We start from the raw sequence: 15,512 nt of genomic DNA on the forward strand, positions 1-15,512 counted from the left end.
TTATTTTCAACAAAGTTTCTACCATACTTTGGTCGAAATTGAAACAAAAATAACCGTAATACGTGACAGACTGATGACACACCAAAGAAAAAGGCTGCAAAAGCAGCCTTTACTAAGCAAGGTATTCGGCAACGGGTGCCAAAAGTGCCGATGACTATTGCGCGGCTCGACTTTCTAAGAAATGCGCAATTAAACGGGCGGTTGAGCTATCAAAGTTACCCGATGTTTTACCACTTAATGCCTGATAAATGGGGCCAGACAGTTGTTTACCTAATTCAACCCCCCATTGATCAAAGCTATTTAGCTCCCAAATAGCGCCTTGGCAAAACACTTTATGCTCGTAAAGCGCAATTAATGCACCAAGATGATATGGCGATAACTCATCCAGTAGTAGCGTATTACTGGGCTTATTGCCGGGGGATACTTTATGGGGTGCCAGCGCAGCCGCCGCTTGCTCCGACAGACCTTGTGCTAAGCATTCTGCTGTGGCTTCTTGCAAGGTTTTACCTTGCATAAGTGCTTGGGTTTGTGCAAAACAATGTGCCGCCAGACGTTGATGCTGATCAGATAAATTATGGCTTACCTGCAACGGCAGAATAAAATCTGCAGGCACTTTTAATTGGCTTTGATGCAATAACTGATGATAAGCATGTTGGCCATTAGTCCCAGCATCTCCCCAAATAACGGGGGCAGTAGCATCGGTTAGGGCATGCCCAGCGCGATCGACTGATTTACCATTACTCTCCATATCCAGTTGTTGCACATAGGAGGGCAGTAAACGTAGATAATGACTGTATGGCAGCAGCGCTTGTGCTTGGCAGCCAAACCCATTGATGTACCACACGCCTAATAATGCTAGGATCACCGGCAGGTTTTCGCTAAATGGCGTGCTGAAAAAGTGTTGATCCATGTCAGCCGCGCCGTTCAATAACTGGGCAAAGGCGTCATTGCCAATCATGAGTGCCACGGGGAAACCGATAGCAGACCAAAGAGAATAGCGGCCGCCCACCCAATCCCACATGGGTAAAATATGTTGCTCAATGATCCCAAAATCGGCTGCCGCTTGGATGTTGGAGGACGTTGCCCAAAAATGTTGTGCAATAGCGGAACTGTCAGCGCCAGCGTCTTGAAACCATTGGCGCAGCGCTAACGCATTTTGTTTGGTTTCTTCGGTTCCGAATGATTTGGACGCGACAATAACCAGAGTGGTAGCCGGATTTAACGCTTGCGTAATATCGCTAACCACCGCGCCATCAATGTTACCGGCAAAATGCAATTTGACCGGACTACAATGATAGGGTGTTAAAGCCTCAACGGCCATTTGTGGCCCTAACAGTGAGCCACCAATGCCTACCCAAACAACATCTGTAATAGGTTGGCCTTGGTAGCCAATATACTGTTGCTGATGCAATTGCGTGATCAATGCCGCCATTTTCTCGCGACAAGCTAAAATTGCCGCACCAATATCTTCACCGTCTAACGAGAGGTTGCTCAAATTTTGTTGCCGTAAACGGGTATGCCAGACAGCCCGTTGCTCGGTATTGTTAATTGCGGCCCCCGCCTGCATTTGTTGGCAAAGCTGTTTAATGGGGCTTTGTGCCGCCAATTGCTGCAGTGTCTGCCAGCTTTGTTCGTCGATTAAATTTTTAGAATAATCTAGGTAAATGCCACAGGCTTTAGCACTAAAGCGCTTGGCGCGACCCGGTTCTGCGGCAAACAGCTCACGTAAAGGCGGTTGCTGCTGCGCTAAAGGTTGCAACAACGCTGATAACGTAATCGACATACTCTTCTCCCCAATGATTTAAAGCTGCGCTTTAATCACATCTTCTAATTTACGTTGATCAATGGCAAATTTACGAATGCCCTCAGCGAGCTTTTCGGTTGCCATGGCATCTTCATTTAACGCCCAACGGAATGCCTGTTCGTTTAGGGGGAGCGGTTTAGGTTGCGTTGCACCGGTATCTTGTAGTTTCACCACCAGTTCCCCTTGTTGCTGACTTAATTCATCCAGTAAGCCTGGGCTAATCGTCAAGCGATCACATCCCGCAAGGGCTAAAACTTCGCCAACATTTCGGAAGCTGGCGCCCATTACCACGGTAGGATAGCCATGCGTCTTAAAGAATTGATAAATTTCCCGTACCGACAAAACGCCAGGATCGGTTTCTGCGGTGTACTCTTGTTTCGTATTGGCTTTGTACCAATCTAAAATTCGGCCGACAAAAGGAGAGATCAAAAACACGCCGGCTTCGGCACAGGCGCGGGCTTGTGCCATATGAAATAATAACGTTAAATTACACTGAATGCCTTCTTGCTCCAACACTTTTGCGGCTTGGATCCCTTCCCAAGTAGAGGCAATTTTGATTAAGATCCGATCTTTGCTAATGCCATTTTGTTGATAAAGTGCCACTAATTGATGGGCTTTCGCCAACGTTGCTGTGGTATCAAATGATAAACGCGCATCCACTTCAGTAGAGACACGGCCTGGTACCAGTTTGCTAATAGCGGTACCGACATCTACAGCGAATTTATCGCTAGCTAGGCTTAACTGTGCTGCAGCGTCATCGGTTTGTGTTTTAGCAAAGGCTACTGCAGCCGCCAGTAAAGGTTTAGCAAAGTCCAATTGGCTAGCGTTCAGCAGTAAAGAGGGATTTGTGGTGGCATCTACCGGCCGAAATTGTTCTATGGCGCCGAGATCGCCGCTATCTACTACCACGGTTGTTACGGCTTTTAATTGACTTAAGAGATCATTCATGTTGTTTAATTACCATTTAAGTGCAGAGATATGCTGAATTATACGGCTATTTGGCCTAATGTGTGGAAAATGTGTAATAAAAAAACAACATTTTACGACCTGGCCACGGGGAAGCCTAATCGATTAGGCATCGTTTTGCAGATTCCTTTTGCAATCATGCTGCTAAACAGCATAATGGGCGTCAGCGCCGTCTGCAAGCTCTCAAGTCGCTATCAGGCGGGATAACCTGCTTACTTTTTTTACTTTAGAGAGATCGTCCTATGTTAATGGTTGTTTCGCCCGCCAAAGATTTGGATTTAACGCCTTATTCGCCCACTGTATCGGTAACGCAACCGGCGTTGTTGGCTGACGCCACAGAATTAGCACAGGTGTGCAAGGCCTTAACGCCGAGCGATTTAGCATCATTAATGCATATTAGCGACAAATTAGCTGGCTTAAATGCGGCTCGATTTGCGCAGTGGCAACCGCCTTTTCAACAAGATAATGCTAAAGCCGCACTTTTTATGTTTAATGGTGATGTGTATCAAGGCCTTGCTGCCGAAAGCTTAACGGCAGAGGATTTGGTTTTTGCACAGCAACACTTACGCATTTTAAGTGGCTTGTATGGTGTATTACGACCTTTAGACTTAATGCAGGCATATCGCCTTGAAATGGGCACAAAACTAGCCAATCGAAGCGGTGCCGACTTATATGCTTTTTGGCAAAGTAAAATCGCCAATCATTTACAGCAACAATTATCGGCTTTGCAGAGCGATACGCTGCTTAATTTAGCCTCTCAAGAATATTTTAAGGCCGTTGACAAAAAACAACTTAACGCCCGTATTATTACGCCAGAGTTCAAAGATTACAAAAATGGTCAGTATAAAATCATTAGCTTTTATGCCAAAAAAGCGCGTGGCTTGATGGCACGCTATGTTATTGAGCAACGTTTAACCTCTGCCGCGCAGTTAAGCGCGTTTAATGTCGCTGGGTATTACTACAGTGCAGCAGATTCAACTGCTGACAAGCCTGTTTTTTTGCGTGAAGCAAACTGACATTACTTTTTTGCCGGTATTTTTGGTAAAATACCGGTCTGTCCTTTGGTGAGCCTACGTTATGAAATTTCCTGGTCTACGCAAAATTAAGCATTATTTTCCTGTCTCTCAACCTAAACCCCAGTTACCTAGCTTTGAAGTGCGTCCGGAATTAGATACCTATATTGTGGGTCTCGATCAAACAATCGTTGATGTCGTTGCCAGTGTTAGTGATGATTTCTTAGCCAAGCATAATATTCCTAAAGGCTTATCTAATTTGGTGGGGCACGAAAAAGCCAATCGGATTTATCATGAATTAGTGGTTGAGCAAGCTATTTCGGATCATTTTGCGGGCGGAACGATTGGCAATACTATTCATAATTATTCTGTACTGGCTGATGATAAATCGGTGTTGCTTGGCGTTATGTCGGCCAATATTGCTCTAGGTTCACCTGCCTACCATTACGTGTGTCACACCAGTTCGAAAGTTGATATGAATCGTTTGCAAGGTGTGGCGGGTGATATTGGCCGTGGTATAACGATGATTACACCCGATGGTGAACGTACTTTCGTGATTGATCCTAGCGATATGGATCAGCTTGCCCCTGATTATATTCCTACCGACATTATTGCTGCAGCCGCGGCATTTGTTGTAAGTGCCTATCCATTACGGGCGACCGGACAACCTATCCAGCAAGCTATGTTAAAAGCCTTAGCGGATGCCAATGCGCATCAGGTGCCTGTAGTGATGAGTTTAGGCACACGGCATTTGGTAGAAGAGAATCGGGAGCAGATTTTGCAAACCGTTAATCGCTATGTGAATGTGCTGGCGATGAATGAGTTAGAAGCAGAAGCGCTGACCGGGTTTACTGATCCCTTATTGGCGGCAGAAGCTGCGCTAGAATTTACCGATATGGTACTGATCACCGCTGGGGCTGATGGCTTATATTTGTGTGGATACACGGACGAGCCGATTAAACGGGAAAGCAGTAATCCGATTAAATCGGCCACGTTAGCCGATTTTAACCGTTATGAGTTTAGTCGTCCTATGTTGCGAAAAGATTGCCGGCAACCCTTAAAGGTTTACTCGCATATAGATCCTTATTTGGGCGGGCCTGAGCGGATTAAAAATACCAATGGTGCAGGTGATGGCGCCTTAGCGGCTATTCTGCATGATATGGCAGCAAATCATTACCATAAACAGGTACAGCCGTTATCCAGTAAACATGAGCAGGCTTATCTGGCGTATTCGTCTTTTGCACAGCTTTGTAAGTATGCTAACCGGGTCAGTTATGAAATACTGGTACAAAATGCACCGCGCCTATCGAAAGGCTTACCCGAGCGTGAAGATAGCTTAGAAGAAGCGTATTGGGAGCGGTGATCCTATTTGTACTACGCCTTGGGGCTGGAGTATTAGCACGTGATTACTATTACACCTACGCTGCAGTTAGCAGATGAAGAAATCAGTTGGCAATTTATTCGCGCATCTGGCCCAGGTGGCCAGCATGTGAATAAAGTATCAACTGCAGTATTACTGCAATTTGATATAGCCAGCTCAAGTTTACCGGAATTGTATAAAACACGATTAAGTCAACTTGCGGATCATCGAATCACGCAAAGCGGCAAGATTGTGATTAAATGCCAACAAAGTCGCAGCCAAGAGCAAAACCGCGAAATAGCCCTAAAGCAATTTATTCTGTTGCTGCAAAGCGTAACCAAAACCCCAAAAAAACGTTTGGCAACCAAGCCAAGCTTTAGCAGTCAATTGAAACGCTTAGAAAGTAAAAAGCAGCAAGGATTAACCAAGCTGCTGCGACGTCAAAAAACCTTTGAATAGCACTGTGCTAATCGTATAACACTGCGCTAAGGGTATGAAGGGGGGGATTCCCCCTACTGTTACCTCGATAGAGCACACGGCCATTAGGCCGGTGTTAAGCGATAAGCGCGAAAGCTTCGGCCTTTCATTTTACTGTTATTTAGTTGCTGCAATGCCGCTTTAAATGCGCTGCGACGCACTGCTACATAGGCGCGTGTTTCTTGCAGCTGTATTTTACCTATATCAGCAAATGCCACTTGCTCATCCCGAGTGAGCGCACCGACAATATCGGCTGGGCGCAGTTTCTGTTTCTTACCGCCATCGATTTCCAAGGTGATCATGGCCGGAATAGGGGGGGGAACTTGGCGTAATTCGGGTAGGGTTTCTGGCGTAATGGGCTGGGCGAGTACATCTTCAAGTAAGCCGATTTTATAGCCATCTTGCTCGGTATAAAGGGTGCAAGCCACGCCTTGCTCACCCGCGCGGCCCGTGCGGCCGATACGGTGAATATGGGTGTCGGTATCATGGGCCAACTCATAATTAATGACGAGATCAAGCTTTTCAATATCCAAGCCTCTGGCGGCAACGTCGGTAGCAACCAGCAATTGTAAGCTACCATTGGCAAATTGTAAGAGTTGCTGCTCGCGATCGCGTTGTTCCAAATCACCGTGTAATGCCGCGACGCTAAACTTAGCATGTTGCAAGTGTTCGGTAAGCTGTTGTACTTCTTTACGGGTATTCGCAAAGATGACACAGCTGGTAGGCATTTTTGCCAGCAATAAACGCACCGTGGCGCTAAGCCGATCGTTAGGTGATGGCAGCAGATAAAATTGCTGCGCGATGCTAGCCTTGGCGGCTGGGCTGTCGATGACAACATGCTCTGGTGATTTAAGCAGGGCATCAGCTAATTTTTTTACTGCTGGCGCAAAGGTCGCACTAAACAGCAATTGCTGGCGTTGTGCAGGCGTTGCGGCAATAATTTGCTGCATGTCGTCGGCAAACCCCATCTCTAACATGCGATCAGCCTCGTCTAGCACGAGCATACTCAATTCATCCAACTGCAGATGTTGCTGCTGTAAATGATCCAATACTCGGCCAGGTGTGCCAACAATAATATGCGCACCATGTTCCAATGAAAGGGTTTGACCTTTGGTTGGTACACCACCGCACAAGGTCAATACCTTAATATTATGAATGCCACGAGCCAGCGTCCGAATTTCGGTGGCAACTTGCTCTGCTAACTCACGGGTAGGGCATAGGACTAAACTTTGCACACGAAAGCGTTTCACATTCAGTCTGCTTAGGATCCCCAGGGCGAAGGCGGCGGTTTTACCGGAGCCAGTTGCGGCTTGTGCCAATAAATCTTTACCAGCCAGAATCGCAGGTAGGCTTAACGCCTGAACGGGGGTAGCATGATGAAACGCGAGGCTATCAAGTGTGTCTAACAGTGCCTGGGGTAACGCAAAGGCGTTAAATGATGTTGGATGAGTCAAAGCAAAAATCCTGCAACCCGCACAAACCCTGTGTTTGTGCAAAAAGTACCATATTATAACATCAATTTTGGTCGTTATGGGTTTGCGGAGCTAAAGCCTACGTTCAGAGAGGTGGCGGTAGATTGTTCATTTAGCAATAGGCTTTGTTGTTGTGATTGTGCTAAATGCGTTTCCCCCAAAAAGCTGCCCCCACGTTCAATGCAGAGATTATCGGTATGTAATACACCTTGGGCTTTCCCCTGCGCGAGAATTTCAACCGTGTTGGCAAAAATGTTGCCTTCAAACTGCCCGTTAATCATGATTTTATCAGCACGGATTTCGCCCGTCACTTTACCTGAGCTGCTAATGATAACGGTACTGCGACAATCAATATCACCATCGTACTCGCCATCTATTTGCATGTCCCCGTTTACTCGGCAACTTCCGTGGCAGACACATCCTTCAGCGATGACAGTTGTAATTGTGTGCTTGCCTTGGTTTGCAGCATAGTGACCAAAGAATCCCATTTGATGCTCCTTTCTTTTTCGAACAAGAGATCGAAATTGCCTGAATCCCATTCCATAAAATGTTGTGGATTGAGTGAACGGTCTAGAAAATGAATTTCATAATGTAAATGCGGTGCAGTTGAGCTGCCTGTGTTACCCGCCTTTGCAATAAGCTGCCCTTTGTGAACAAAGGTTCCACTGGCAACATTAAAACTGTCTAAGTGGGCATAGAGTGTGGCAAAGCCAAAGGCATGGCGGATCTTTAATAAATTGCCATAACCACTATTACTGCGTCTAACCACTTCTACGACACCATCAGCTGGGGCATAAATGGCCGTACCTCTGGGTGCGGTTAAATCAATACCATTATGATGTTTGCGTTTGCCTAAGATGGGGTGAGTGCGCACGCCGTAGCGTGAAGAGCGTTTGTTAAAATCTAATGGTGAGCCATTTGGCACAAGTTGTAACATGGCCATTCTGGCGCTAGAGGTTACTGTAGCAATATCTAAACGTGCTTCGAAGTTTTGATCAAGATCTTGTTCTAAGCCTAAACTTACCTCAATTTCACCTAATCGTTGGGTGACTTGAGTCATCTCATCTTGTTTTAGGGTCAGCTCATGTTCGAGGGTTTCTCTCGCGGCCGTTAATTGTGCAAGTTGCTCTTGTAAAACGGTAGTTTGTTCAGTGAGTAATTGTTGTTCTGTTTTGGCTTGATCTACGGTATGCATCAGATAATTAATAACCGCAGCAGTGATCAGTACAGAGAAGAGTACTAGCCACAGACCGATAACCGCATTTCGTTTGAATATCTTACCGATATTAAAATGTCGGGTTCCGTTTACGCTTGATATTGAAATAGTAATACGATCTTTCATCAGCGGTGGTTTTTTACTCGAAATGGGTTAAATACGATGGCTAAAAATATGTGGCTTTGTGCTGGCTGTCAAGCAGTTCATAAGGCATATGTTGCGGGTTTTAAGCCGTTAGCACCGCTTTATAATTGTTTTAATAGCGTTTTTTTACAAAAAAACCGCCAAAAAAGCGGTTTTAGTAGCGATATGCCAGTGCACACCTTAGTGTTAGTGTCCAGCATGGCCATCTAAGCCATGGACATGGCCATGGGCTAATTCTTCGGCAGTAGCATCACGAACCAGCACTACTTCAACATCAAAGCGAAGTTCAATGCCGGCTAAGGGATGGTTACCATCTACTACAACTTCTTCCTCAGTGACATCAATAATAATCACGGGTTGTTCACGGCCATCGGGTCCTGATGCGCGAAAACGCATACCCACAGCCACGTCCATCCCTTCAAACATTGATTTAGGCACCGCTTGAACTAACTGATCATGACGCTCACCATAGGCATCAGCGGCGGCAATTTGGCTAGAGAACGTTTCGCCGGCCTGTTTGCCAAGCAACGCCTGTTCTAAACCTGGGATTAACGCGCCATGGCCGAATAAAAACACCAGAGGTTCGCCGCCGGAAGAAGAATCAAGTTGATTACCGGTTGTGTCGGTAACGGTGTAGTGAATGGCGACAACTTTGTCTTGAGAAATGGTCATGCAAACCTCTTAATTAAGGGAGTATGGTAGCGGTAGTTGCTGCAACACTATGGGTTGCTCAGACTTTAACCGCAAAGCGTCTGCCGGTGTTATGTCGTTAGGCAATAATGCAATCAACCATAGTTGATTGTTAATGTTCACTGCGTTAACGACCTGGCCAACTCGGCGCCAGTTATTTTCCAATTGCAGCTCAATATCTGAACCGGCAACGGGACACTCAACGGTGTCCGCATGTAAAATGTACGCTGCGCGTTTATTACCGCCGCGATATTTCAAACGTGCCACCGTTTCTTGGCCAACATAACAGCCTTTAGTGAAGCTTATGGCATCAACAGCTTGCAAGTTAAGCATCTGGGGTACCAGCTCGCCTATTAGGGGCTGCTCCAGATAACTAAAACCCTGTAGTATGTGTTGCTTTAACCATAGGGTTGACGCTGCTAAGGGCAGATTATTCTGCATTAATTGCTGAGCCTCACTCGCTGATGTTACCAAGAGATAATGATCTTTTTCCAGTCTTAATAATGTCGCGTCGTGCAATCGACGTAGTTCGCCATTGGCTTGCGGCGGAGTAAAGCCCATTTTTTCAATTAATTGCTCAGCACCCTCACCACCTATACCGAAAACAGCATGGTGCGCTGAGCGCTCAAATGTAACCTTGGAAAATACGCCAAACTTTTGCCATTGCAGCGTAGAAGCGTTTAATTCATCCCGAAAGGCGATAATCTGCAGTGTATCCGCCTGTTGAAAGACATGAAAAATCGACCACATTTTCCCTTTGGCATCGCAATGGGCGCCTCGTAAAAAACTGTCTGAGGTGAGTTGCGTCAGATCGCAGGTCGATTGTCCCTGTAAATACTTTACGCGATCAGGGCCGCTAATGTTCAATACTTGAAAAGCGGGTAACGGAGAAATAAAAGCGCCTTGAACTTGAGAGGAGAGTTGCGCGTATTGTTCTGCAGAAAGCCAAGTTGTTTGCATTGCCGGTATCTTTCATATTGCTCGTGATAGTAATGAGATTGGGGCTTGGTGTAAAAGCTCAACCCCTTAGGCCAATTTTTGTTACTATCTATTTATATCTTTATCTTTGTAAAACGCAGCGACGAACAGGCTGTTAAGTGCAATAAATCGTTAATATATGTATTAAGGAACATTTATGTCAGAAGTAATCGCTACACCATTAATGAGTAAGCCTAAACTACGTTGGGCATGTCGTCGCGGGATGTTGGAATTGGATGTGCTATTGGCGCCCTTTGTAGAAGAAGGCTATGACGCCCTGTCTGAACAACAAAAAGTGGATTTTGAACGTTTATTGGCGTGTGATGATCCAGATTTATTTGCTTGGTTTATGGGGCATAATCGTTCAGAAGATGCTGCTGTTCAAGCGTTAATTGAGCTTATCGTCAATCGTGTTAGAGTCTAGCATTGCGTTAACGTCTTCGCGGTATCGACAATATGCTCTGCTGCTAGCCATGTTATGGGGAGCATTGGTTTTTTTATTATTGCCGTTATCGGGTTATCGTTATGCGGTTGCCGCCGTGATATTAAGCATGTGGTTTTATATGCTGTTACGCGCTTGGTATATGCCGTTTGAGTATAGAGTATTACATATTACGGCTGAGGGGGGGGTGCATTGGCAGCCGGCTAATCAAGACGCTGGGCAATTAAGCCCCCGCAGTTTAGTTACCCAGTGGTTTATTCAGTTATGTTGGCAAGATCAGCAACAGAAAAATCACATAAAATGGATTTTTTCAGATCAACTTTCGGCTGCGGATTACCGGGCATTAGCCCGGCATATCCAATTGCAGCGTTGGCGTTAAGCCTGGGGTGTAAGAATGCTAGGTTTGCTGTCAGCGAGTTGCTCAGGGTAGTCTAAATTGTAATGCAAACCGCGACTTTCTTTTCGTTGCATCGCACAGCGAATAATGAGCTCAGAGACCTGCACTAAATTTCGTAATTCCAGTAAATTGTGGCTGATCCGAAAGTGACTATAGTAATCATGGATCTCTTGTTTTAATAACTCAACGCGGTGTAACGCCCGTTCTAATCGCTTATCGGTCCGCACAATCCCAACATAATCCCACATAAATAATCTAAGCTCATGCCAATTATGGGTAATAACCACTTCTTCATCAGAGTTACTGACTCGGCTATCGTCCCAAGCGGGTAAGGTGAGGGTGGGTTGTGTACTGACAAGCTCTGATAAGATATGCCGAGCAGCTGCTTGCGCAAACACAATACATTCTAGTAAAGAGTTAGACGCCATGCGATTAGCGCCATGCAAGCCGGTATAAGCTACTTCACCAATAGCATACAGATTATCTAGATCGGTTTGACCATTTAAATTGGTCATTACACCACCACAGGTATAGTGGGCTGCTGGTACCACAGGGATGGCTTCTTTAGTGATATCGATGCCCACACTCAAGCACTTAGCGTAGATGGTAGGGAAGTGTTCAATAATAAAATCTTTTGGTTGATGACTAATATCTAAAAAAACCGAATTGGCGCCTAAGCGTTTCATTTCAAAGTCAATAGCACGTGCCACGATATCGCGCGGCGCCAGTTCTGCCCTGTCATCAAAGTCAGGCATAAAACGGCTACCATCGGGGCGTTTGAGATAGGCACCTTCGCCACGCATGGCTTCAGTAATCAAAAAATTTGGCGCAGCGGGATGATACAGGCTTGTTGGGTGAAATTGATTAAACTCCATATTGGCTACGCGGCATCCGGCGCGCCAGGCCATGGCTATGCCATCACCACTGGCCACATCTGGATTGCTGGTATACAAGTAGACTTTACTGGCGCCGCCCGTTGCTAATGCCACCGCTTTTGCTTGGATAGTTTCTACTTGCGACGCTGCTTTATTCCAGACATAAGCACCGTAACAGCGTTTGGCATCTAGCCCTAACTTTTTACCCGTAAGCAAATCAATCGCATTATAATTTTCCAGCAATTGAATGTTTGGATGGTTTTTGACTTGATCAACTAAGGTAATTTGCACAGCACGACCTGTCGCATCGGCTGCGTGCAGAATTCGCCGATGGCTATGGCCGCCCTCACGCGTCAGGTGGTACTTCATACTGCCATCAGTATCAAGGTATTGATCAAACGGCACACCTTGAGCAATTAACCACTCCATAGCTTCTTTGGCATGCTCGGCAGTAAATTGCACGGCTGCGGGCTCACATAATCCAGCGCCTGCGATTAGGGTATCGTTAACATGCGAGGCAATACTGTCGTTTTCATCAAATACTGCCGCAATGCCACCTTGCGCATATAGGGTAGAACCCTCACGCAATGGGCCTTTGCTTAAGACGATAACCTTAGCCTGATCGGCCAGTTGTAATGCCAGTGATAAACCAGCAGCACCGCTGCCGATAATTAATACATCACAAAGATATTCTTTTGGTTGTGTCATAGGATACACTTAACTCTATTGATGGCCCTTGCTTTTACAGCAGGTTGGGCCGCATTGCGGCACGTAGTTCGACTTATTCTAGCGTTTTTGTCAAAATAAACAGAACTATTTATTCAGCTTACAGTCATAGTGTATACGCTTGACTAGCGCCATTCGTTTACAACACCTAAAAAGTATTACAGGGGCAGGCTCACAGAATGAGCGAGCAAGAATTAGATTGGCAGATAGTCCAGCGCGTACAGCAAGGCGATAAAGCAGCGTTTAATGTTCTGGTTAAAAAATATCAGCATAGGATAGCGAACTTAATCTCGCGATATGTCTCTAACCATGGCGATGTTGCAGATGTTGCACAAGAAGCCTTTATTAAGGCCTATCGTGCCATACCGGGTTTCCGAGGTGAGAGCGCCTTTTACACTTGGCTTTATCGAATTGCCGTAAATAGTGCTAAAAATTATCTGGTTGCAAATGGGCGTAAACCCCCCGCCAGTGATGTGGACGCTGAAGATGCTGAGTATTTTGAAGGTAGTGATGCCTTAAAAGAACAAGATTCGCCGGAACGCTTGTTATTATCGGAAGAAATTCGTCATGTTGTATTTGGTACTATTGAAAAACTGCCTGATGAATTACGTACCGCGATTACTTTGCGTGAGTTAGAGGGGCTGAGTTATGAAGAAATTGCTGAAGTAATGGAATGTCCAATAGGTACAGTTCGCAGTCGTATTTTCCGGGCACGTGAAGCAATTGATGCGCAGTTGAAGCCTCTTATTGGGTAACACCTAATCTGAACAAGACCATTTGACAGGAAACTTTATGTTGTCAGAAAAGCAGGAATGGCTGTCACAGGCCGCAGATAATAAGCCCGTTACACCAGAGCAGCTGTCTGCGTTGTTAACGCAAGCTGAGTTGCAGCAAACTGTGCAGCGCTATCAATTAACTGGCGCGATCATGCGTAATGAAGCCGACAGTGTTTTGCCTGTTGATTTTAGTGATAAGTTTGCCAGTTTGCTTGAACAAGAACCCACTTATCAATTGCAAACGCAGCGTAGTTTGCTGCAAAAGATGAAGATGGGTGTGCGTCAAGCAGCGAATGCAGAATGGTTTAAACCTGCTGCCCATGGGGCGATAGCAGCCAGTGTAGCCTTGGTCGCAGTATTGGGTGTGCAACAATATCAGCAACCGCTTGAGGCCGATTTATCTATGCCTTCACCTGTATTACAAACACGTCCAGTGGCAGGGTTTGCTACACCGGTGAGTTTAAGTCAAACCTCGGTAGACAGTCGTTTTGAAGCGCAAGAGCAGCAGGCCATGCAAGAACAACAACGACGTTTACAAGCGTTGTTGCAAGCGCATCGGCAGCAAGTTCGAATCACTGAAGCTCAGCCTACTGCAGCCCCAACAGCTGAACAGGAACCACGCGAGTATAAATGATGAAATGGCTGTTTGGCATGTGTTGTTTGGTTGTACTCAATGTAGTCATGCCAGTCTACGCTGACGGAACGGGATGGGTATTATTTGATAAAGTACAAGGCAGTGTTAGGCAGCATAACTTTGACGTGTCTTATGTCGTATTAAAAGGTGGGCAAGCTGAAACCTATCGCTGGTTGCATGGACGTGACGGCGAAGCTGATATAGAGCACTTGATACCGATGTTTGCCGAAGGTGTCGATATTGTCAGACGTAATGATCGTGTTTATTACCTATTAGCCGAACGTCCATCCCTTATTACGCGCAGTGAGCGTATAAAAGAATTACCCGCTTTGCTGTTTGAAGATCCAACAAAAATTCGTAAGCTATATGATGCTGTTGCGGGCAGTAGCTCGATGATTGATGGCCGTAGTGCGCAATTGTTACGTCTCTCTGCCATTGATGAAACACGTTATCATTACTGGTTGTGGGTAGATGTTGAAACTGGATTTCCATTACGTATTGATACCTTAGCCGAACAAGATCAAAGCCGACAAAATCGCGCTTTAGAAACGTGGCAAGTTACTCACTTGCGCATAACCCCCGAGATGCCTGGCAGTTTGGCACAATTACTAACGATTGAATTACCTGATACGTCCTCTGCCGAGACAACTGCTTCGGCATCGCCGCAACAGCACGAACTTAATTGGCTACCTGCGGGCTTTGAGATCATTCCTGAGCCCTTGCATGTACCGCAATTAACGCCAGAAGTATTAAGTTATTGGCTATTAAGTGATGGTTTGCATCAGGTATCTGTGTTTGTGCAACGCAGCCATCAATTGCCAACACAAGCTTACCGTGATGGTGCTGTGACTATTTTTGTGCAATCCGATGCACAGCGCGATATTACCGTTATTGGTCCAATTAATGTTGATGTTGCGCAGCGTTTAGCCGCTGCGGTACGTTAATGCATGTCATCTTTATGCGCTTGTCTACTCACTATCTAGGTAGTTAACATGATATCGAGCCTTAAATGGTAGAAGAAATTGCCACTGTGGTGGCAACTGAGTCTGATGGAGTATGGTTAGTGACCACGCCCGTTGGTACCTGCAATAGTTGTCAGGTAAGCAGTGATTGCGGCACCGGTATTGTGGCCAAAACCTTTACGCCTAGACAAAATCGTTTTTTTGTAAAAACTACCGAGAATTTATTACCCGGCGAGCAAGTGCAAATTGGCATAGCAGAGCACGGTTTGGTCGTCGCGGCCTTAATGGTTTATCTGGTGCCTTTGCTACTTGCCTTAATCACCATGGTATTGCTGCAGTCTATTTGGCAGCTAGCAGAGGGGTGGTTAATGCTTAGCGCCATCTTGGCCGGCGCCAGCGGGTTTTATCTCGCTAGCCGTTACAGCCAAAATGTGCAGCAGCAACAAGAGCAGGTCAAGATTCTATACGTTTTACCTAATTTGAAAGTAAGTAACCCCATCAGCGAAACGCAACAACCATAGCAAGCTGCTGTCGGATAGAGTACAATTCGCGCTAATTAATGTTAACAACCAGCATGCTC

17 protein-coding genes are annotated in these 15,512 nt (G+C 45.9%); 9 read left to right on the plus strand and 8 right to left on the minus strand.

The window, feature by feature from the left end; all coding sequences use genetic code 11:
• Positions 1 to 154: 154 nt before the first annotated feature.
• A complete protein-coding gene (pgi, locus tag IE070_RS10885; protein WP_189483213.1) occupies positions 155 to 1,783 on the minus strand; it encodes a glucose-6-phosphate isomerase in 1,629 nt (542 codons plus the stop codon).
• A gap of 18 nt (positions 1,784 to 1,801) precedes the next feature.
• Complete coding sequence (gene tal / locus IE070_RS10890; RefSeq protein WP_189483214.1) at positions 1,802 to 2,752, minus strand: transaldolase; 951 nt, start codon at positions 2,750 to 2,752, stop codon at positions 1,802 to 1,804.
• A gap of 260 nt (positions 2,753 to 3,012) precedes the next feature.
• Between tal and yaaA the strand changes: the two genes are divergently transcribed.
• The 3 genes from yaaA (at position 3,013) to arfB (ending at position 5,602) form a co-directional block, all read left to right on the plus strand.
• Positions 3,013 to 3,786, plus strand: a complete 774-nt coding sequence (yaaA, locus tag IE070_RS10895) for a peroxide stress protein YaaA (RefSeq protein WP_189483215.1) — start codon at positions 3,013 to 3,015, stop codon at positions 3,784 to 3,786.
• A 61-nt stretch (positions 3,787 to 3,847) separates the two neighbouring features.
• Positions 3,848 to 5,146 (plus strand): inosine/guanosine kinase, encoded by a 1,299-nt coding sequence (locus IE070_RS10900; RefSeq protein WP_189483216.1) that lies wholly within the window; start codon positions 3,848 to 3,850, stop codon positions 5,144 to 5,146.
• Between the two features lie 39 nt (positions 5,147 to 5,185).
• The gene (gene arfB / locus IE070_RS10905; RefSeq protein WP_189483217.1) at positions 5,186 to 5,602 is read left to right on the plus strand and encodes an alternative ribosome rescue aminoacyl-tRNA hydrolase ArfB; all 417 of its coding nucleotides are present in this window, start codon (positions 5,186 to 5,188) and stop codon (positions 5,600 to 5,602) included.
• Between the two features lie 83 nt (positions 5,603 to 5,685).
• On the opposite strand, the gene dbpA is transcribed toward arfB, so the two are convergent.
• From dbpA to ygfZ, 5 genes are all read right to left on the minus strand, one after another.
• Entirely contained in the window at positions 5,686 to 7,074 is a 1,389-nt protein-coding gene (dbpA, locus tag IE070_RS10910; RefSeq protein WP_189483218.1) for an ATP-dependent RNA helicase DbpA, read from the minus strand.
• Between the two features lie 74 nt (positions 7,075 to 7,148).
• Positions 7,149 to 7,475 carry a bactofilin family protein gene (locus IE070_RS10915; RefSeq protein ID WP_229797037.1) on the minus strand — a complete coding sequence of 109 codons (327 nt, stop codon included), beginning with the start codon at positions 7,473 to 7,475 and terminating at the stop codon, positions 7,149 to 7,151.
• Positions 7,476 to 7,483: 8 nt separating this feature from the next.
• Positions 7,484 to 8,434 carry a M23 family metallopeptidase gene (locus IE070_RS10920; protein WP_189483220.1) on the minus strand — a complete coding sequence of 317 codons (951 nt, stop codon included), beginning with the start codon at positions 8,432 to 8,434 and terminating at the stop codon, positions 7,484 to 7,486.
• 204 nt (positions 8,435 to 8,638) lie between these two features.
• A complete protein-coding gene (locus tag IE070_RS10925) occupies positions 8,639 to 9,124 on the minus strand; it encodes an FKBP-type peptidyl-prolyl cis-trans isomerase (protein ID WP_189483221.1) in 486 nt (161 codons plus the stop codon).
• Between the two features lie 9 nt (positions 9,125 to 9,133).
• The gene (ygfZ, locus tag IE070_RS10930) at positions 9,134 to 10,102 is read right to left on the minus strand and encodes a tRNA-modifying protein YgfZ (protein ID WP_189483222.1); all 969 of its coding nucleotides are present in this window, start codon (positions 10,100 to 10,102) and stop codon (positions 9,134 to 9,136) included.
• Positions 10,103 to 10,277: 175 nt separating this feature from the next.
• Between ygfZ and IE070_RS10935 the strand changes: the two genes are divergently transcribed.
• Positions 10,278 to 10,544, plus strand: a complete 267-nt coding sequence (locus tag IE070_RS10935; RefSeq protein WP_229797038.1) for an FAD assembly factor SdhE — start codon at positions 10,278 to 10,280, stop codon at positions 10,542 to 10,544.
• Positions 10,513 to 10,941 (plus strand): protein YgfX, encoded by a 429-nt coding sequence (locus tag IE070_RS10940; RefSeq protein WP_189483223.1) that lies wholly within the window; start codon positions 10,513 to 10,515, stop codon positions 10,939 to 10,941. The genes IE070_RS10935 and IE070_RS10940 overlap by 32 nt, the downstream gene beginning before the upstream one ends.
• On the opposite strand, the gene nadB is transcribed toward IE070_RS10940, so the two are convergent.
• The gene (gene nadB, locus IE070_RS10945; protein ID WP_189483224.1) at positions 10,938 to 12,542 is read right to left on the minus strand and encodes an L-aspartate oxidase; all 1,605 of its coding nucleotides are present in this window, start codon (positions 12,540 to 12,542) and stop codon (positions 10,938 to 10,940) included. The genes IE070_RS10940 and nadB overlap by 4 nt on opposite strands.
• Positions 12,543 to 12,739: 197 nt before the next feature.
• Between nadB and rpoE the strand changes: the two genes are divergently transcribed.
• From rpoE to IE070_RS10965, 4 genes are all read left to right on the plus strand, one after another.
• Entirely contained in the window at positions 12,740 to 13,315 is a 576-nt protein-coding gene (gene rpoE, locus IE070_RS10950; RefSeq protein ID WP_189483225.1) for an RNA polymerase sigma factor RpoE, read from the plus strand.
• A 37-nt stretch (positions 13,316 to 13,352) separates the two neighbouring features.
• The gene (locus tag IE070_RS10955; RefSeq protein WP_189483226.1) at positions 13,353 to 13,970 is read left to right on the plus strand and encodes a sigma-E factor negative regulatory protein; all 618 of its coding nucleotides are present in this window, start codon (positions 13,353 to 13,355) and stop codon (positions 13,968 to 13,970) included.
• Positions 13,967 to 14,914: a MucB/RseB C-terminal domain-containing protein gene (locus IE070_RS10960; RefSeq protein ID WP_189483227.1), complete on the plus strand. Its 948-nt coding sequence runs from the start codon at positions 13,967 to 13,969 to the stop codon at positions 14,912 to 14,914. The genes IE070_RS10955 and IE070_RS10960 overlap by 4 nt, the downstream gene beginning before the upstream one ends.
• Positions 14,915 to 14,979: 65 nt before the next feature.
• Entirely contained in the window at positions 14,980 to 15,453 is a 474-nt protein-coding gene (locus IE070_RS10965; protein ID WP_189483228.1) for a SoxR reducing system RseC family protein, read from the plus strand.
• Positions 15,454 to 15,512: the final 59 nt, after the last annotated feature.

It is taken from the genome of Alishewanella tabrizica, assembly GCF_014652375.1.
Taxonomy (GTDB): domain Bacteria; phylum Pseudomonadota; class Gammaproteobacteria; order Enterobacterales; family Alteromonadaceae; genus Alishewanella; species Alishewanella tabrizica.